This window comes from Mycobacterium sp. PSTR-4-N, from assembly GCF_022348085.1.
Taxonomy (GTDB): Bacteria; Actinomycetota; Actinomycetes; order Mycobacteriales; family Mycobacteriaceae; genus Mycobacterium.
Map to the genome: position 1 here is coordinate 345,501 of NZ_JAKRFN010000003.1, position 17,932 is coordinate 363,432.

General features: G+C 67.7%; 17 protein-coding genes and 1 pseudogene. 5 read left to right on the forward strand and 13 right to left on the reverse strand.

The window, feature by feature from the left end:
- Positions 1–125 precede the first annotated feature (125 nt).
- Genes MHN84_RS06755 through MHN84_RS06765 form a run of 3 tightly spaced genes read left to right on the forward strand, consistent with a single transcriptional unit; the run spans position 126 to position 4,822 of the window.
- Positions 126–1,877: a CocE/NonD family hydrolase gene (locus MHN84_RS06755; protein WP_241203837.1), complete on the forward strand. Its 1,752-nt coding sequence runs from the start codon at positions 126–128 to the stop codon at positions 1,875–1,877.
- An 11-nt stretch (positions 1,878–1,888) separates the two neighbouring features.
- Entirely contained in the window at positions 1,889–3,100 is a 1,212-nt protein-coding gene (locus MHN84_RS06760; protein WP_241203838.1) for an acyl-CoA dehydrogenase family protein, read from the forward strand.
- A gap of 60 nt (positions 3,101–3,160) precedes the next feature.
- A complete protein-coding gene (locus MHN84_RS06765; RefSeq protein WP_241203839.1) occupies positions 3,161–4,822 on the forward strand; it encodes a hypothetical protein in 1,662 nt (553 codons plus the stop codon).
- A gap of 6 nt (positions 4,823–4,828) precedes the next feature.
- On the opposite strand, the gene pdxT is transcribed toward MHN84_RS06765, so the two are convergent.
- The 12 genes from pdxT to MHN84_RS06825 all read right to left on the reverse strand — a co-directional run bounded on the left by pdxT (position 4,829) and on the right by MHN84_RS06825 (position 15,657).
- Entirely contained in the window at positions 4,829–5,416 is a 588-nt protein-coding gene (pdxT, locus tag MHN84_RS06770; protein ID WP_241203840.1) for a pyridoxal 5'-phosphate synthase glutaminase subunit PdxT, read from the reverse strand.
- Positions 5,413–6,261, reverse strand: a complete 849-nt coding sequence (gene tesB / locus MHN84_RS06775; protein WP_241203841.1) for an acyl-CoA thioesterase II — start codon at positions 6,259–6,261, stop codon at positions 5,413–5,415. Before tesB ends, pdxT begins: the two co-directional genes overlap by 4 nt.
- 41 nt (positions 6,262–6,302) lie before the next feature.
- Positions 6,303–7,211, reverse strand: a complete 909-nt coding sequence (pdxS, locus tag MHN84_RS06780) for a pyridoxal 5'-phosphate synthase lyase subunit PdxS (RefSeq protein WP_374238325.1) — start codon at positions 7,209–7,211, stop codon at positions 6,303–6,305.
- 65 nt (positions 7,212–7,276) lie between these two features.
- Positions 7,277–8,314: an NUDIX domain-containing protein gene (locus MHN84_RS06785; RefSeq protein ID WP_241203842.1), complete on the reverse strand. Its 1,038-nt coding sequence runs from the start codon at positions 8,312–8,314 to the stop codon at positions 7,277–7,279.
- The gene (locus MHN84_RS06790; RefSeq protein WP_241203843.1) at positions 8,311–9,453 is read right to left on the reverse strand and encodes a glycosyltransferase family 4 protein; all 1,143 of its coding nucleotides are present in this window, start codon (positions 9,451–9,453) and stop codon (positions 8,311–8,313) included. Before MHN84_RS06790 ends, MHN84_RS06785 begins: the two co-directional genes overlap by 4 nt.
- Positions 9,453–10,358, reverse strand: coding sequence for a phosphatidylinositol mannoside acyltransferase (locus MHN84_RS06795; protein ID WP_241203844.1), 906 nt, complete (start codon positions 10,356–10,358; stop codon positions 9,453–9,455). Before MHN84_RS06795 ends, MHN84_RS06790 begins: the two co-directional genes overlap by 1 nt.
- The gene (pgsA, locus tag MHN84_RS06800) at positions 10,355–11,026 is read right to left on the reverse strand and encodes a phosphatidylinositol phosphate synthase (RefSeq protein ID WP_308192919.1); all 672 of its coding nucleotides are present in this window, start codon (positions 11,024–11,026) and stop codon (positions 10,355–10,357) included. Before pgsA ends, MHN84_RS06795 begins: the two co-directional genes overlap by 4 nt.
- The gene (locus MHN84_RS06805) at positions 11,023–11,571 is read right to left on the reverse strand and encodes an HIT domain-containing protein (protein ID WP_241203845.1); all 549 of its coding nucleotides are present in this window, start codon (positions 11,569–11,571) and stop codon (positions 11,023–11,025) included. The genes pgsA and MHN84_RS06805 overlap by 4 nt, the downstream gene beginning before the upstream one ends.
- A gap of 1 nt (position 11,572) precedes the next feature.
- Positions 11,573–13,642, reverse strand: a complete 2,070-nt coding sequence (thrS, locus tag MHN84_RS06810; protein ID WP_241203846.1) for a threonine--tRNA ligase — start codon at positions 13,640–13,642, stop codon at positions 11,573–11,575.
- An 87-nt stretch (positions 13,643–13,729) separates the two neighbouring features.
- Positions 13,730–14,158, reverse strand: coding sequence for a TIGR02611 family protein (locus tag MHN84_RS06815; protein WP_241203847.1), 429 nt, complete (start codon positions 14,156–14,158; stop codon positions 13,730–13,732).
- Complete coding sequence (locus MHN84_RS06820; RefSeq protein ID WP_241203848.1) at positions 14,155–14,784, reverse strand: PaaI family thioesterase; 630 nt, start codon at positions 14,782–14,784, stop codon at positions 14,155–14,157. Before MHN84_RS06820 ends, MHN84_RS06815 begins: the two co-directional genes overlap by 4 nt.
- A gap of 21 nt (positions 14,785–14,805) precedes the next feature.
- Positions 14,806–15,657 (reverse strand): aldo/keto reductase, encoded by an 852-nt coding sequence (locus tag MHN84_RS06825; RefSeq protein ID WP_308192920.1) that lies wholly within the window; start codon positions 15,655–15,657, stop codon positions 14,806–14,808.
- Between the two features lie 37 nt (positions 15,658–15,694).
- Between MHN84_RS06825 and MHN84_RS06830 the strand changes: the two genes are divergently transcribed.
- Both MHN84_RS06830 and MHN84_RS06835 read left to right on the forward strand, forming a co-directional pair.
- Positions 15,695–16,192: a DUF1990 family protein gene (locus MHN84_RS06830; protein WP_241203849.1), complete on the forward strand. Its 498-nt coding sequence runs from the start codon at positions 15,695–15,697 to the stop codon at positions 16,190–16,192.
- Between the two features lie 110 nt (positions 16,193–16,302).
- Positions 16,303–17,022 (forward strand): ANTAR domain-containing protein, encoded by a 720-nt coding sequence (locus MHN84_RS06835; protein ID WP_241203890.1) that lies wholly within the window; start codon positions 16,303–16,305, stop codon positions 17,020–17,022.
- 135 nt (positions 17,023–17,157) lie between these two features.
- On the opposite strand, the pseudogene MHN84_RS06840 reads toward MHN84_RS06835, so the two are convergent.
- Positions 17,158–17,932 (reverse strand): annotated as a pseudogene (locus MHN84_RS06840) (hypothetical protein); the annotation flags it as partial.

The following is a 17,932-nucleotide window of genomic DNA, read 5'->3' on the forward strand; positions in this document are numbered from 1 at the left end:
GCTCGATATAGCGCTGCAGGGTGGGCGCGACCGCAGTCACCACCGCGTCATCGGTCCGGCGGCGCTCGCATGGTGGTGGCGGCGTATCCGGTCTCGGCGCACACCTCCCGCCCTACCGTGGAACCATGACGGAACGGCAGCTCAACGGACCACAGGACACCGGGCGCGAGTACCGCAACCTGAGCCGGCCGCGATTCGGCATCAGGCACCTGATCAACCAGCGCGTCACGGTGCGCGACGGCATCGACCTGATGGCCGACGTACACCTTCCCCGTGAGGGCGGCCGGTTCCCGGCACTCATTGCTGCCTCGCCGTACCCCCGGCAGATGCAGAACCTCGGCGCGCCTGCCGGCTTCATCGAGGCGGGCGCGACGGATTTCTGGGTGCCGCGCGGCTACGTCCACGTGATCGCCAACGTGCGCGGCACCGGCGGCTCGGGCGGGGAGTTCGGCTTCATGGACGCCCAGGAACGCCGCGACATGTACGACCTCGTGGAGTGGGCGGCCGCGCAACCGTGGTGCGACGGCAATGTCGGAATGATCGGCATCAGTTACTTCGCGATGACTCAGCTCGAGGCCGCGGTCGAGCGACCGCCGCACCTGCGTGCGATCTTTCCCGTCGCCGCGACCGCTGATCTCTACGAGGCGGCGTCCCACCACGGCCTGGCGAGTTCGTCGTTCATCACGCCGTTCCTGGCGATGATGGGGCTGACCTCGGCTCGCAGCGATGCATTCTGGCGGAGGAACCCGCTACTGGCTGTCGCCCGCCGCGTCCTGAACCTCCCGCCGGTGCACGAGAAGTTCGCGACGATGAACGGAGAGGCAGCCGTCACGATGATGCGCCAGCTGCTCAAACTCCCACACCGGCCACACCCCTGGGACGACCTGTGGCTCGACACCATGGTCAGACATCCCCTGCGCGACAGCTGGTGGGAGGAACGCAACCTGCTGCCCCTGTTGGGCGAGGTCGACGTCCCCGTCTACCTCGGCTGCGACTGGGAGAACGTCCCGCTGCACCTGCCGTCCACGTTCACCGCGTGGAAAGCGTTGCAACACAATCCGACTGTACGAATGGCGCTGTTGGGACGGTACGGCCTGACGTGGCCGTGGGAAAGCCTGCACACCGAGGCGCTGGCGTGGTACGACCACTGGCTCAACGGTGCCGACACCGGGATCATGGACGGCCCGCCCGTGCGCTACGTCCTGCCGGCTGCCGACGGTTGGCACACCAGTCGCAGCTGGCCCCCGGCCGCCGACCACCAGGAGTGGGCACTGCGCGCCGACGGCGGGCTGTCCGAGAACGAGGGCACACCCGGCACCCGGGAGTACCTGACGCTCGGCGCCGGCCTGAACCGCGCCGCCGCCAGTCCGATCGACCCGCCCGCGGTCCTGACGTGGACCTCCGATCCGCTGCCCGCAGCACTCGACATCGCCGGCCACATCGAGCTGCGACTGCACGCCAGCGCCACCGCCGCCGACACCGCCTGGCTGGCAACGCTGCGCGACGTGGCCCCGGACGGGGAGGTCACCGACGTGACCGCAGGCTGGCTGCGGGCCGGCCTGCGCACCGTCGACGAGGCGCAGAGCCGCGACGGGGCGCCCGTACTGCGCTGCGACACCGCGGTGGCCGTGCCGATCGGAGAGGTCGTCTCCTACCGCATTCCACTGGTGGCCAATGCCCGCCGCTTTGCCGCCGGCCACCGCCTGCAACTGGTGCTGACCAGCGACGACCAGAATCCACACGCCCCCGCGATCATGAACTTCCGGCATGCCAGCGTCGGCACCAGCAGCCTCAACACGGTGCACTCCACCTCCCGGCTCCTGCTTCCCGTGTTAGCTGGAACACAGTCTCTGGATGCTGATCTTACTCCGGAGTAAGGTTCTGTTGCATGACGTTCTCCCTGGAGTTGTCCTCGGACCTGTTAGACGTGCAGAAGTGGGTTCACGAGTTTGCCAACGACGTCGTCCGCCCCGCCGCCGCGGAATGGGACGAGCGCGAGGAGACCCCGTGGCCGATCATCCAGGAGGCCGCCAAGGTGGGCCTCTACTCTGTCGAGTTCTTCGCCGAGCAGGCTGCCGAACCGAGCGGGCTGGGCATGATCGTGGCGTTCGAGGAATTGTTCTGGGGTGACGCCGGCATCGCGCTGTCCATCCTCGGGACCGGCCTGGCCGCGGCCTCCGTGGCCGCGAACGGCACGCCCGACCAGGTCGGCGAATGGGTGCCGCAGATGTTCGGCTCCGTCGATGATCCCAAGGTCGCCGCGTTCTGTTCCTCTGAGCCCAATGCCGGCTCCGACGTGGGCTCGATCCTGACGCGCGCACGCTACGACGAGGCGACCGACGAGTGGGTCCTCAACGGCACCAAGACCTGGGCGACCAACGGCGGCATCGCGAACGTCCATGTCGTCGTCGCGTCGGTGCACCCGGAACTGGGCACCCGCGGTCAGGCGTCGTTCATCATCCCGCCCGGCACGAAGGGGCTGAGCCAGGGCCAGAAGTTCCTCAAGCACGGCATCCGTGCCTCGCACACCGCCGAAGTGGTGCTCGAGGACGTCCGCATTCCCGGCCGGCTGATCGTGGGCGGCAAGGAGAAGTTCGACGCCCGCATCGCCAAGGTCCGCGAGGGCAAAAAGGCCGCCGGGCAAGCGGCGATGGCCACCTTCGAGCGCACCCGTCCGACCGTCGGCGCGATGGCCGTCGGCGTGGCCCGCGCGGCCTACGAATATGCCCGCGATTACGCCACCGAGCGCGAACAGTTCGGCCGCAAGATCGGTGAGTTCCAGGCTGTCGCCTTCAAATTGGCCGACATGAAGGCCCGCATCGACGCCGCGCGGTTGCTGGTGTACCGCGCCGGCTGGATGGCCCGCAACGGCAAAGCCTTCGAGTCCGCCGAGGGCTCGATGGCCAAGTTGGTGGCCAGCGAGACCGCCGTCTACGTCACCGACGAGGCGATCCAGATCCTCGGCGGCAACGGCTACACCCGCGAATACCCAGTGGAGCGGATGCACCGCGACGCCAAGATCTTCACGATCTTCGAGGGAACCAGCGAGATCCAGCGCCTGGTGATGGCCCGCGCGATCACGGGGCTGCCAATTCGCTGAGCGCCGCAGCGCTTACACGGGCGCAACGTCGCCGAAACAGGGCGGTTCTAGCTTTGCCGAATGACCCAGGACATCGGCGATGACGTGCGCGCCGCGGCATCGGAGGCGGACCTCGACCGCCTGACCGCCACGAAGGAAACACTCGAGGACTACACGCTGCGGTTCGCGCCGCGCAGCTACCGCAAATGGTCCACCGGCGTCGTCGGCATCTCCGCCCTCGGCGGCATCGCGTACCTGGCGGACTTCGCGATCGGCGCCAACATCGGGATCTCCTACGGCACCACCAACGCGCTGTGGGGCATCCTCATCTTCGCCGTCGTGATCTTCCTGACCGGTTTCCCGCTGGCCTTCTACGCCGCGCGGTACAACATGGACCTCGACTTGATCACCCGCGGAAGCGGTTTCGGTTACTACGGCTCCGTCGTCACCAACGTCATCATGGCGACGTTCACGTTCATCTTCTTCGCCCTCGAAGGCTCGATCATGGCTCAGGGCCTCCAGCTGGGGCTCGGCATCCCGCTGTGGATCGGGTACGCCGCGTCGACGCTGATCATCTTCCCGCTCGTCATCTACGGCATGAAAGTGCTGTCCACACTGCAGGTCTGGACGACACCGCTGTGGCTCATCCTGATGGTCGCACCGTTCGTGTACCTCGTGGTCAGCCATCCCGAGTCGGTCAGCCAGTTCTTCGCCTACCAGGGCGAGAACGGCAACGGCGGCTTCAACCTCGGCTACACCCTGCTGGCCGCGGGTGTCTGCCTGTCGCTGATCGCGCAGATCGCCGAGCAGATCGACTACCTGCGGTTCATGCCGCCGAAAACGCCGGAGAACAAACGCAGTTGGTGGACGTGGATGATCCTCGCCGGTCCCGGCTGGGTCTTCTTCGGTGCCATCAAGCAGGTCGTCGGGCTGTTCCTCGCGGTGTACCTCATCGCCAACGTCGCCGACAGCGCAGGCGTGGCCAATCAGCCGGTGCACCAATTCCTGGAGATCTACGAGAACTTCCTGCCGGGATGGTTGGCGATGACCCTGGCTGTGGTGCTCGTCGTCATCAGCCAGATAAAGATCAACGTGACCAACGCCTACTCGGGGTCGCTGGCGTGGACCAACTCGTTCACCCGGGTCACCAAGCGCTACCCCGGCCGGCTCGTCTTCCTCGGCTTCAACCTGCTGATCGCGCTGATCCTGATGGAAGCCAACATGTTCGACTTCCTGAACACGATTCTCGGCTTCTACGCGAACTGCGGTATGGCCTGGGTCGTCGTGGTGGCCTCCGACATCGTGATCAATAAGTACCTGCTCAAGATCTCCCCGCAGGCACCGGAGTTCCGCCGCGGCATGCTGTACGCGATCAACCCGGTCGGGTTCGGGTCGATGCTCATCGCGGCCGGGGTGTCGATCCTCGCGTTCTTCGGCGGCCTGGGCGAGGCGATCCGGCCCTACTCCCCGCTGGTGGCGATCGGACTGGGCCTGGTGCTACCGCCCGTTTTCGCCGTGGCGACCCGCGGGAGGTACTACCTGCGCCGCACGGACGACGGCATCGACCTGCCGATGTACGACGAGCTCGGCAACCCGTCCGGCGAGCATCTCACCTGTCATGTGTGCCACCACGATTTCGAGCGGCCGGACATGGCGAAGTGCCAGACACACGATGCGTTCGTGTGCTCGCTGTGCCTGTCCACTGACAAGATCGCCGACCATGTCCTGCCCGCCCAGGCGTGATGTCGGCTAGGACAGGGAGTCGACGAAGAGCTTGTGGACGCGCCGATCGCCGGTGACCTCCGGGTGGAACGCCGTCGCGAGCGTGCGGCCCTGCCGCACGGCAACCGGGTGGCCCGCGGCGGTGGCGAGCACCTCGACGTCGGCCCCGACGCGTTCCACCCACGGCGCCCGGATGAACACCGCGTGCACCCTGCCGTCGAGGCCCTGGAACGCGATGTCCTCTTCGAACGAGTCGACCTGGCGACCGAAAGCGTTGCGCCGCACGGTCATATCGATGCCACGCAGTGGCAGCGCCTCTCGGCCGGGCACCCCGGCGTCGGCGATCTCGGTGGCCAGCAGGATCATGCCGGCACACGAACCGTAGGCAGGCATACCCTCGGACAGCCGGGCCCGCAACGGCTCGAGCAGATCGAATGCACGCAGCAGATGGCTCATCGCCGTCGACTCGCCACCGGGGATCACCAAGCCGTCCACCCGCGCCAACTCGTCGGCCCGGCGCACCGTGGAGGCATCGGCCCCGGCCTCGCGCAGCGCGGCGAGGTGTTCGCGGGTGTCCCCCTGCAGCGCGAGCACCCCGACCCGGGGCGCGCTCACGTGCTCGGGCGGGTGAATTCGCGGGAGTAGCGGGTCAGGCCCTCCTGCATCACCGCAGCGACCATCTCGCCGTACTGGTTGAAGATCTTGCCCTGCGTCAGCGACCGTCCGCCGCACGCCGACGGCGACGACTGGTCGTAGAGCAACCACTCGTCGGCGCGGAACGGCCGCATGAACCACATCGCGTGGTCGAGCGAGGCGACCTGCAGATGCTTGCGCTCGTCGGGGTAGTTGACCTGCGCCGAGCCCAGCAGCGTGAGGTCGCTCATGTAGGCGAGCGCGCAGATGTGGAGCACCGGATCATCCGGCAACGGATCGCGATGCCGGAAGTACACCTGTTGCTGCGACGCCTTGTTGGGCAGAAGTGTCATCTGATCGCGAGGCACGATCCGGACGTCCCACTCGTCGAACTGACGGAAGCTGGCGTCGTCGAAAACCCTGCTGGCGGACTTGAAGTCGACCATGTCGTCGGGTGGGGGCGCGGTCGGCATCGCATCCTGGTGCTCGATGCCGCTCTGGTCGGTCTGAAACGACGCCGACATCGAGAAGATCGTCTCGCCGTGCTGGATCGCGTTCACGCGGCGTGTCACGAAGGACCCGCCGTCACGCAGCCGCTCCACCGTGTACACGGTGGGCGACCGTGCGTCGCCTCCGCGCAGGAAGTAGCCGTGCAGCGAATGGACCTGGAACTTGGGGTCGACGGTCCGTACCGCCGAGACCAGCGACTGGCCGGCGACATGCCCGCCGAAGGTGCGCTGCAGGAACCCCGACTCGGGACTGAACACACCACCGCGGTAGATGTTGACCTCGATCTGCTCCAGGTCGAGGATCTCTTCGATCGCCACAGTGTCAGTGCCGTCTGCTCTTCGCGCAGGCGCTCATCGCCCTACCAGCCTCGCTCAGCGAGCCGATGGGGCACCGGGATGTCGTCGACGTTGATGCCGACCATGGCTTCGCCAAGACCGCGCGATACCTTGGCCAGCACGTCGGGGTCGTCGTAGAAGGTGGTGGCCTTGACGATCGCGGCAGCCCGTTCAGCGGGGTTGCCGGACTTGAAGATTCCCGAGCCGACGAAGACGCCTTCGGCGCCGAGCTGCATCATCATCGCCGCGTCGGCGGGGGTCGCGATGCCCCCGGCGGTGAACAGCGTCACCGGTAGCTTGCCCGCCTGCGCGACCTCGACCACCAGATCGTAGGGCGCCTTCAATTCCTTTGCGGCGACGTACAGTTCGTCTTCCGACAGCGACGTGAGGCGGCGGATCTCGCCGCCGATCTTGCGCATGTGGGTGGTGGCGTTGGAGACGTCGCCGGTGCCGGCCTCGCCTTTGGAGCGGATCATCGCCGCGCCCTCGGTGATGCGCCGCAGCGCCTCACCGAGGTTGGTGGCACCGCACACGAACGGAACGGTGAAGCGCCACTTGTCGATGTGGTTGGCGTAGTCGGCCGGGGTGAGCACCTCGGACTCGTCGACGTAGTCCACGCCGAGGCTCTGCAGGATCTGCGCCTCGACGAAGTGGCCGATGCGGGCCTTCGCCATCACCGGAATCGTGACGGCGGAGATGATCCCCTCGATCATGTCGGGATCGCTCATCCGCGACACCCCGCCCTGGGCGCGGATGTCCGCGGGGACCCGCTCGAGTGCCATCACCGCGACCGCGCCCGCGCCCTCGGCGATCTTCGCCTGTTCGGGGGTGACGACGTCCATGATCACGCCGCCCTTGAGCATCTCCGCCATGCCGCGCTTCACCCGCGCCGTACCGCGGGTGCCGTGACTCTGGGCGCCTTCGGTTTCCACTGTCCACTCCTTCAATCGCTACCGATTCAGTGTAAATGCGGCGGCAACTCGATTCGATCCGCAGGTCAGCGGATGGGGCGTACCGGCTGCCGGGCGATTGTCTCGGGCCGATCGGCCAGCTCATTCGCCTCGTCGAGCAGATCGGCGAGCTGACGCGGATAGACCGCCTGTCCACCGGCAACCAGTTCGGCGATGATTGTCGCATCGCACCACCGGTGACCATGAATGTAGGTCCGTTCCAGGCGTGACCGGCCGCCATCGGACGGCTCGAACCGCGCGGTGCGATGTACGAAGTACATCTCCTCGCTGCGGAACACGGCTCCGTTGAACGGGATGGTCGCGTCGCGGCGCCACACCGGTCCGATCATGTCCTCAGGCCGCACGCGTAGGCCGGTCTCCTCCTCGAGCTCGCGAGCGGCCGTCTGCGCGAGCGACTCCCCCACCTGCGCCGCACCGCCGATAGTGAACCACCAGCGCGGCGCAGGCTCGACCGGGCTCTGCGGATCCGATCCGCACAGCAGTAGGACGGCGCCCTTGTCGTCGAGCAACAGCACCCGCGCGGACGTGCGCGCCGTCGGCGGCGCGGCCTCGCGCGTCGACACCTCCCCACCCTCGGAGATCTCGAAGTACTCGGGCATCGCCGCGGTGCCGCCGAGCCGCAGCGCCCGCACCGCGGGACGTTCCCGCAGCGCCAAGGTGTCGCGCACCGCATCGTTGTGGAAACGCCGGGCGAGCAGCACCCGGGCCTCCGCGTCGGCCAGCTCGGCCACCAGGGCGCGCGGCAGCGATGCCGGATCGACCCGGGCCAACGCCGCCGACAGCTCGTTCTCGGCGGCCTCGCGTGCCGGCCGCGGGGCCCGCTCGGCGGCATCGGCCAGAGCGGCCAGTCGTTTTCCGTCCGGCCCGACTCCGTACGCGTCGACCGCGACGGCGCGCGCCACCACGGCGCGCCGCGCCAGCGCCCCGTCGAGCGCCTGCCAGGACAGGTCGTAGCGCACGTGCAGACGGTCGAGACGGTGCGCGGTCTGGTAGGCCCACAGGGCGATCACGGCGATGACGGCGACGACCAGCGCGATCACCACCGCGCTCACCCACGTGATCACAGCCGGCTGCCCCCTGCAGCCCGCACTTTCACACCGGAGCCGGCCACCGTCTCGTACACCCGCATGATCTGCAACGCGACCACCGACCAGTCATAGCGCTGCACGAGTTGAGTCGCGCACTCGACGTATGCGGCCCGGCGGGCGTCGTCGGCGAGCACGTCGATCAATCCGGCGGCCAGGGCGTCCGGATCGTCGACAGTCACCAACCGGCCGCCGCGGCCGTCGTCGAGCACGCGGCGGAACGCATCCAGGTCACTGGCCACCACGGCGGTACCTGCGGCCATCGCCTCGACCAGCACGATGCCGAAACTCTCCCCACCGGTGTGCGGCGCGCAGTAAACATCGGCACTGCGCATGGCCGCAGCCTTCTGCTTGTCGTCGACCTGACCGAGGAACCGCAGATGCCGCGCCAGCGGACCGGCCGTCTCGCGCAGTTCCGCTTCGTCGCCGCGCCCCACCACCAGCACCTCGATGTCGGCGAACCGGTCGACCACGGCGGGCAGCGCACCCACCAACACCGACATGCCCTTGCGCGGTTCGTCGAAGCGACCGAGGAACAGGATCGACCGTCCCGGGCGCGGATAGCCCTCGAGCAGCGGCGCGGTGGCGAACGAGGCGACGTCGACGCCGTTGGGAATCTCGACCGCGTCGCTGCCCAGCGCCTCCATCTGCCAGCGGCGGGCCAGGTCCGACACCGCAATGCGGCCGACGATCTTCTCGTGCATCGGCCGCAGGATCGGTTCGAACACCGACAGCGTCAACGACTTGGTCGTCGACGTGTGGAACGTCGCGACGATCGGCCCCTCGGCGATGTTGAGCGCCAACATCGACAGGCTGGGCGCGTTGGGTTCGTGCAGGTGCAACACGTCGAAATCGCCCTGCTGCAGCCACTTCTTGACCTTGCGGTGTGTCGCCGGCCCGAAGCGCAGCCGTGCGACCGACCCGTTGTACGGGATGGGTACGGCCTTTCCGCCGGAGACCACGTACTCCGGCAGCGACGTCTCGGCATCGGGCGAGGCCGGGGCGAGCACGCTGACCTCGTGGCCGGCGGCGTGCATCACCTCCGCGAGTTGCAGCACGTGAGACTGCACACCGCCGGGCACGTCGAAGCTGTACGGGCACACCATCCCGATGCGCATCAGGACGCCTCCAACCTCGCCCTGCGCTCCTCGGAGAGGTCGGCCAGCCATTGCGGTTGCATCATGTGCCAGTCGGCGGGATAGGTGGCGATGTTGTCGGCGAACCGGTCGGCCAACGCCTGGGTGATGGCGGTGACGTCGCCCGACGAAGTGTCGATTTGCGGGTAGACCTTGGTCCCCCACCCGTCGCCGTCGAACCAGCAGTGCGCGGGGAACAACGCAGCTCCGGTGGTGAGCGCGAGTTTCGCGGGCCCGGCGGGCAGCCGGGTGGGCTCACCGAAGAAGTCGACCTGCACGCCGCGCCTGCTGAGGTCGCGATCGGACATCAGACACACGATGCCGTTGTCGTTCAGCCAGTCGCAGAGCACGTCGAACGGCGGACGCTGCCCCCCGGACGACGGAATCACCGTGAAGCCCAGACTTTCCCGATAGGCCAGGAAGCGGTTGTACAGCGACTCGGGTTTGAGCCGTTCGGCGACCGTGGCGAACGTGCCGAAGTTCTGCGCCAGCCACACCCCCGCCATGTCCCAGTTGCCGCTGTGCGGCAGCGCGAGGATGGCACCGCGACCGTGTTCGAGGGCGTCGAACGCCATGCCGATGTCGATGACGTCCAGCCGGCGACCGAGTTCGTCATGGTCCATCGACGGCAACCGGAACGCCTCGCGCCAGTACCGGGCGTAGGACGCCAGCGAGGCGTACATCAACTCGTCGGGCACGTCCTGCGGTGCGGTGCCGATCACCCGGGCCAGGTTCCTGCGCAGCTGATCGGGTCCGCCGCCACGCGCGGCGTACCAGGCGCCTGCTCCGAACGCGTTGCGGGCCACGATTTCTGGAGCGGCTCGGACCAGACGCCAGCCCGCCGCGTAACCCCAGTCGCTGAGGTTGTCCCCGAACGGAATCCTCATGGGTCGGTGGTTTCGGGTTTCTCGGCGCTGTCGGCCGGGGTGAGGGGATCCATCGCTCCGGACGACACGCGCACGCTGTGCAGCCGCTGCCCGACGGTGAGCACACTGGTCACCGCGAGCACCCACATCGCCACCGGTAGCAGCCAGTGCAGCGGCAGGAACGGCACCCCGGACAGACCGGCGCCGGCGAGCACGATGACGAGCCGCTCCGGCCGCTCGATCAGGCCGCCGTCGCCGGTGAGCCCGCTCGCCTCCGCCCTGGCCTTGATGTACGAGATCACCTGGGAGGACACCAAACAGATCATGGTGGCGACGACGAGTCCGGTGCTGTGCAGCCCGAACGCCGCCCACCAGAGCAGCCCGCAGAAGATCGCGCCGTCACTGATGCGGTCACAGGTCGCGTCGAGCACCGCGCCGAAGCGGCTGCCACCGCCGCTCTCCCGGGCCATCGCCCCGTCGAGCATGTCGGCGAGCACGAACACGAAGACCGTGAACGCGCCCCACCACAACTGGCCCATCGGGAACAGCGTCAACGCACCGAGCACCGATCCGGCGGTCCCCAGGATCGTCACGCTGTCGGGGGTCAGCCCCAGGCGCAGAGCACCTTTGGCCGCGGGCCGCGACAGTTTGGCATACGCCGCCCGGGTCATCAGGTAGAAGTCGCTCACGGCTGGCGATCCCACTCGCCGGCCAGCAGCTGACGGGTATCGCGAAGCAACTGCGGGATGATCTTCGAATCCCCGATGACCGTGATGAAGTTCGCGTCACCGCCCCAGCGGGGCACCACATGCATGTGCAGATGCTCCGACAACGAGCCGCCCGCCGAGGTACCCAGGTTCAGCCCGACGTTGAAGCCGTGCGGACGCGACACCGCCTTCATCACCCGGATGGCCTTCTGCGTGAACGCCATCAACTCGGCACTCTCCTCGGCGGTCAAGTTCTCCAATTCTGCGACCCGCCGATACGGCACCACCATCAGGTGTCCCGGGTTGTAGGGGTAGAGGTTGAGTACCGCGTAGACCAGCTCACCGCGCGCGACGACGAGGCCGTCCTCGTCGGACATGTTGGGGATGTCGGTGAACGGTTCCGAGGACGCCGCCGATCCCGGCTTCACGGCGTCGACGATGTAGTTCATCCGGTGGGGTGTCCACAACCGCTGCAAACGGTCGGGTTCACCTACCCCGCGGTCTACGATCGTGTCGTCGGAGTCCACGTCAGCCCTCGCCTGCCTGCGTCGCGACGGTGACGAGTTCTGCTGTCGGAGCGGCGTTTTCGCGCCGCCTCACCCAGTCGACGATGGCCTGCACAGCCGCATCCCGTCCGACACCGTTGATCTGCGTGCGATCGCCGAACCGAAACGACACCGCCCCTGCCTCGACATCGCGGTCTCCCGCGAGAAGCATGAACGGAACCCGCTGATTGGTGTGATTAACGATCTTCTTGGCCATCCGGTCGTCGCTGGTGTCGACCTCCGCCCGAATCCCGTGCTTCTTCAGATCGGCCGCCACCTCCAGCAGGTAGTCGACATGGCCCTCGGCCACGGGGATCCCCACCACCTGCACCGGCGCGAGCCAGGCCGGGAACGCACCGGCGAAATGCTCGGTGAGGATGCCGAAGAACCGTTCGATCGATCCGAACAGTGCACGGTGGATCAGCACCGGACGCTTGCGGGTGCCGTCGGCGGCGGTGTATTCGAGCTCGAAACGATCCGGCATGTTGAAGTCGAGCTGAATGGTCGACATCTGCCAGCTGCGTCCCAACGCGTCGCGCACCTGCACCGAAATCTTCGGACCGTAGAAGGCGGCGCCACCGGGATCGGGAACCAGTTCCAGCCCTGAGGATTCCGCCACCTCGCGCAGCGTCTCGGTGGCCTCCTCCCAGATCTCGTCGGAGCCGACGAACTTGTCCGGGTCCTTGGTCGAGAGCTCCAGGTAGAAGTCGTCGAGGCCGTAGTCGGCGAGCAGCTCCAACACGAACTGCAGCAGCCGGGCCAGCTCGTCACGCATCTCTTCGCGGGTGCAGTAGATGTGCGCATCGTCCTGGGTCATCCCGCGAACCCGCGTCAGCCCGTGGATCACCCCGGACTTCTCGTACCGGTACACGCTGCCGAATTCGAAGAGCCGCAACGGAAGTTCGCGGTAGGACCGTCCCCGCGAGCGGTAGATCAGATGGTGCATCGGGCAGTTCATCGGTTTGAGGTAGTAGTCCTGCCCCGGCTTGCGGACCGAGCCGTCCTCGTTGAACTCCGCGTCGATGTGCATCGGCGGGAACATGCCGTCGGCGTACCACTCCAGGTGACCGGAGGTGATGTAGAGCTGTTCCTTGGTGATGTGCGGGGTGTTGACGAACTCGTAGCCGGCCTCGATGTGCTTGCGTCGCGAGTACTCCTCCAGCTCGCGCCGCACGATGCCCCCCTTGGGGTGGAAAACCGGTAGGCCGGAACCCAATTCGTCGGGGAAGCTGAACAGATCGAGCTCGACGCCGAGCTTGCGGTGGTCGCGCCGCTGAGCCTCTTCGATCAGCTCGAGGTGCCGGTCGAGTGCCTCCTGCGACTCCCAGGCGGTGCCGTAGATGCGCTGCAGACTGGCGTTGGCCTGGTCGCCACGCCAGTAGGCTGCCGAGCTGCGGGTCAACTTGAACGCCGGGATGTAGCGGGTGGTCGGGATGTGCGGACCGCGGCACAGATCACCCCAGACACGCTCGCGTGTACGGGGATTGAGGTTGTCGTAGGCCGTCAGTTCGTCGCCGCCGACCTCCATCACCTCGGGATCGTCGGCACCCGACTTGTCGTCGATCAGCTCGAGCTTGTAGGGCTCACCGGCCAGCTCCGCGCGGGCTTCGTCTTTGGACGCGAAGACGCGGCGCTCGAAGAGCTGACCGTCCTTGACGATCTTGCGCATCCTCTTCTCGAGCGCCTCGAGGTCTTCAGGAGTGAACGGTTCGGCCACATCGAAGTCGTAGTAGAAGCCGTCGGTGATCGGCGGACCGATACCCAGCTTGGCTTCGGGGAACATGTCCTGCACCGCCTGGGCGAGCACGTGTGCCGCCGAGTGGCGGATGACGCTGCGCCCGTCATCGGTGTCGGCCGCGACGGGGACGACGTCGACGTCGGTATCGGGAGTCCAGGACAGGTCACGCAGCCTCCCGTCGGCATCACGGACGACGACGACGGCGTCGGGCGCACCGCGCGACGGGAGCCCGGCCTCACGCACCGCCGCGGCGGCGGTCGTCCCGGCAGCGACCCGGATCGGGGCTGCTGGTGCGGGGCGAGCGGGCGCGGTCATGAGAGGTTCTCCCAACGTTGGTGCAGTTCTGTGGCGCGATCGACCGAACGGGCTCGGCGACCGCGACCATGCTATCGGTGCACGGGCTCAGGACCCGATACCAATAGGGCTTTGCAGCCAGGGCCAGTCGATACCGACCAGTCGGGCCGCGAAATTGAGCGCCCCGAGCAGCCACAGCGTCCCGATGACGACGGCGGCGGTGAAGACGACGCCCAGGATCTTCACCCACAGGCCCTGGCGTGAGAACCAGTCCATCACCTTGTCGTAGCGCTCTCGGACCCAGGCCAGCAGCCGGCGCGCCCAGTCGAATTCGGTGGCCAGGATGCCGAGCCCGACGAACACGATCGCCCAGCCGGGACCGGGGTACGGGATGGCGACGATGCCGGCGGCGAACACGACGGTGCCGATCACCCCGACGGCGACCCGGTACACCAGGTTGGCGACCGGACGTTCGCGCAGGCGATCACGCCAACCCCGCCAGCGGCGTGAGAGCGCGTTCCGTGTCCCGTCGGTCATGGCTGCCCGGGCTTCAGCTTGACGAACAGCGAGTGCGCCTCGGCCAGCACCTGGTCTCCGTCGAGCAGCCGGCCCGAGACGAAGATCTTGCGACCGACGATGTCGTCGATGCCGGAATCGACCTGCAATTCCTTGTCCACCGGCACGATCTTGCGGTAGTCGACGTGCAGGAACGCAGTGCGCTGCGCGCGGCTGCGGCCCAGCTTGGCGGCGGTGAAGCCGAGCAGCGAGTCGAAGAGGTGCGCGATCGTGCCGCCGTGTGCAGCTCTGTTGCGGCCGAGGTGGTATCGGCGGAACAGGGCAGTGCCGCCGATCCGCTCGTCGTCGGTGACATGCAGGTCGACCGGCACCCCCAGGATGTTGCCACGGTTGGGCAGGTCCATCCGCCGTCCCGACGGCGACGCCCACTCGTCGGCGTCGAACGGTGCGAGCAGTTCCGATGCCTGCTCGATCAAATCGGCGGCGGCGGTGACGACGTCATCGGGGGCGTCGGCGGCGCGCGCGTGATCCTGCAAGGTGCGCACCGCCTCGACGAAGCGTCCGTAATCGGGGCCGCCGCGAGTGGTGGGCTGCGGCGGATTGAAGCCGCCGCCGGAATGGACGTCGGCGGAGTCGGTGGCGCTCACCCGCTCACCGTATTGGTTGGCTCAGCTCTGGGCCGCACCGGCTTTGCTCAGCGTTTCGAACTCGTCGTCACTGAGCTCGATCTCGCCGGCCGCCACGTTCTCCTCGAGGTGGGCCACCTTGGACGTGCCCGGGATGGGCAGCATCACCGGGGAGCGCTTGAGCAGCCATGCGAGTGCCAGCTGCGAGGCTGTGGCGCTGTGCTCGGCGGCGATGCGCTGGAGCGGACCGTCAGCCGCCGCCAGCGGACCGGCCGCCAGCGGGAACCACGGGATGAACGCGATGCCTTGGGCCTCGCACGCGTCGACGAGAGGTTCGGCTCCGCGGGTAGTCAGGTTGTACATGTTCTGCACCGAGACGATCGGCGCGACCTTCTGCGCGGCCTCGAGCTGATCGACGCTGACCTCCGAGAGCCCGATGTGGCGGATCTTGCCTTCGTTCTTGAGCGCCAGCAGCTCCCCCACCTGGTCTTCGGCGGGGAACTTGTCGTCGATGCGATGCAATTGGAAGAGGTCGATGGTGTCGACTCCGAGGCGGCGCAGGCTCATCTCGCACTCCTGCCTCAGATAGGCCGGATACCCGAGAACGGGCCACTGATCGGGGCCGGTGCGCAGCAGCCCCGCCTTGGTGGCGACGACGACTCCGTCGTAGGGATGCAGCGCCTCTCGGATCAATTCCTCGGAGACATACGGACCGTATGAGTTCGCGGTGTCGATGAAGTTCACCCCGAGTTCCACGGCTCGACGCAGCACGCGCAGACACTCGTCGCGGTCGGCGGGCGGACCCCACACGCCCTTGCCGGTCAGGCGCATCGCCCCGAAAGCCAGGCGATTCACGGTCAGATCGTTGCCCAGGGTCAGCGTCGTCGCAGTCACCACACCGACGGTACGCCCGCGATGCGAAGCTCGACTGATGAGACTCAGCGATCTGGCCGGGCTGCCGTTGACCTACCCCGACGTGGGCGCCACGGCCCGCACCCCGCCGCCCGGTTACCGGTTCTTGCGAAGAACTGCGGTCATTGGTTCGGGGCGTGCGCGTTTCGAGCAGGCGGCCGCAGCAGGGATGCGGTTCGGCATGCTGCGAGGTGCCGGGCTTCGCATCGAGGCGACCACACCGACTGCCCAGGAAGGGACCGACGTGCTCGGGCACCTGGGCCCGATGGTCGCCCCGTGCCGGGTGGTCTATGTCGTCGACGAACCGGACAGACGCGGATTCGCCTACGGCACCCTGCCCGGCCACGCTGTTCGCGGCGAGGAGCTGTTCCTGGTGCGCTACGACAGCACGGCCGATCAGGTGATTGCCGAGGTCGCCGCGTTCTCTCGGCCCGCGCGGTGGTGGAGCCGAATAGGGGCGCCCGTGACCTCATGGATGCAGAAATTGATTGCTGCTCGGTATCTCAAGGCACTGTGAGCCGGCTCGGACGGAACCGCTCACCAAAGCGTCAGCATCATGCCGAGGTGGTTTGCGGTGGTCAGCGGTAGATTGTAGGCCGAATTGACGTAAGAGTTTGGACGGTGGCGGTGGAAGCTCAGGCTGACGTGGACGCGGCGCATCTGCGTGTGGCGGAATTGGTGCGCGGTCTGCACAACAGACCCGATACCGACGCCGATACGGTGATCGCTGAATTGGCAGAACACGCGGCCGCCGAAATTCCGGGCGCGCAGTACGCGGGCATCACACTGACCCGCAACGCCCGCCAGATCGAAACACCCGCCGCGACGTCGCATTGGCCGCTTCTGCTCGACAAGATCCAGCAGCGTTACCACGAAGGGCCGTGCCTCACGGCGGCCTGGGACGAGCAGACGGTCCACGTGCCCGACCTCGAGACCGAGACTCGATTTCCCAACTATCGACGCGACGCCCTGGCCGAGACTCCGATCCGATCGATCATGGCCTTTCAGCTCTTCATCGCTGGAGAGACCCTCGGCGCCCTCAACGTCTACTCCGAGGAACCCGACGTCTTCTCCGCCGATTCACGGACCATCGGCATGATCTTCGCCGCGCACTCCTCGGTGGCCTGGAATTCGGCCCGCCGGGAGGAGCAGTTCAAGCGCGCGCTGTCCAGCCGCGACATGATCGGCCAGGCCAAGGGCATGATCATGGAACGCTACCGGGTGGATGCGGTGCAGGCCTTCGACGTCCTCCGCAAGCTGTCCCAGGATTCCAACGTGCCGCTGATCCAGGTCGCCACCGATCTGGTCGCCGGGGCGCTGGCCGAGAACGAGAAGACGGACCGCTAGCTGCCAGCGCGAGGCGGTTGATCCGCTCGCCGTGCACCAGGTACGGCATCGAGTCGCGTCGTCGCGATCACTGCACCTCGGTGCTGTGGCCGGCGCCGGCCTGGCTGAGAGTCGACTCAGCCAGGCCGAAGCCATCTACCGACCTTCCCAGCGATCGCGGCGGTCACCGCCGGTGACTGGTGCCCGCGCGACATCCGCATCGGTGGCGGGGGCGTGAGCGGCCCCGCCCCCCTGGGACGCCGACCAGTCCGTGCCGACGCAGAGGAGGTCGGACGGCACCGGAATCTCGTTGGGCAGCGGCACCGGCAGACCCGGAATCGACGGGAGATTCAGCGGGGACGGCGCGATGAGATTGGAGACGCCCGTGGCGAGCAGGGGGGTCACCGCATCCGGCACAGGAGGCGCGGAGATCGACACGGCCGCAGGGGCGCCGGGCGCAGGAGCCGGCGGCGGAGGCAGGGCTCCGGCCACCGACGATGCGGCGTCCTGGACCGTGCGCAGCACCCCAGGCGGAGTGAGCAGATCGCGCACCGTCAGCGAGTTACCGGGCGTACCCGGGATCGGAGACGACGGGACACCACTGGTCGCACCCACTGATGCGGGCGGGGTCGGCGGCACCGGCGGTGTGGCGGCACCGGCGGGAACCGTCACAGCAGCACCCGGACCACCCGGCACCGGCGGCGTCACCGCGCCAGCAGGAACCGCCACCGGAGCACCCGGCACACCCGGCACCGGCGGCGTCACCCCACCAGCAGGAACCGCCACCGGAGCACCCGGCACACCCGGCACCGGCGGCGTCACCGCGCCAGCAGGAACCGCCACCGGAGCACCCGGCACACCCGGCACCGGCGGCGTCACCCCACCAGCAGGAACCGCCACAGCACCACCCGGACCACCCGGCACCGGCGGC

Bases quoted from the DNA above. Each gene is read 5' to 3' on its own strand.
- MHN84_RS06755 (WP_241203837.1), top strand. From the start codon at position 126: ATGACGGAACGGCAGCTCAACGGACCACAGGACACCGGGCGCGAGTAC.
- MHN84_RS06760 (WP_241203838.1), top strand. From the start codon at position 1,889: ATGACGTTCTCCCTGGAGTTGTCCTCGGACCTGTTAGACGTGCAGAAG.
- MHN84_RS06765 (WP_241203839.1), top strand. From the start codon at position 3,161: ATGACCCAGGACATCGGCGATGACGTGCGCGCCGCGGCATCGGAGGCG.
- MHN84_RS06790 (WP_241203843.1), bottom strand. From the start codon at position 9,453: ATGCGCATCGGGATGGTGTGCCCGTACAGCTTCGACGTGCCCGGCGGT.
- MHN84_RS06795 (WP_241203844.1), bottom strand. From the start codon at position 10,358: ATGAGGATTCCGTTCGGGGACAACCTCAGCGACTGGGGTTACGCGGCG.
- thrS (WP_241203846.1), bottom strand. From the start codon at position 13,642: ATGACCGCGCCCGCTCGCCCCGCACCAGCAGCCCCGATCCGGGTCGCT.
- MHN84_RS06815 (WP_241203847.1), bottom strand. From the start codon at position 14,158: ATGACCGACGGGACACGGAACGCGCTCTCACGCCGCTGGCGGGGTTGG.
- MHN84_RS06830 (WP_241203849.1), top strand. From the start codon at position 15,695: ATGAGACTCAGCGATCTGGCCGGGCTGCCGTTGACCTACCCCGACGTG.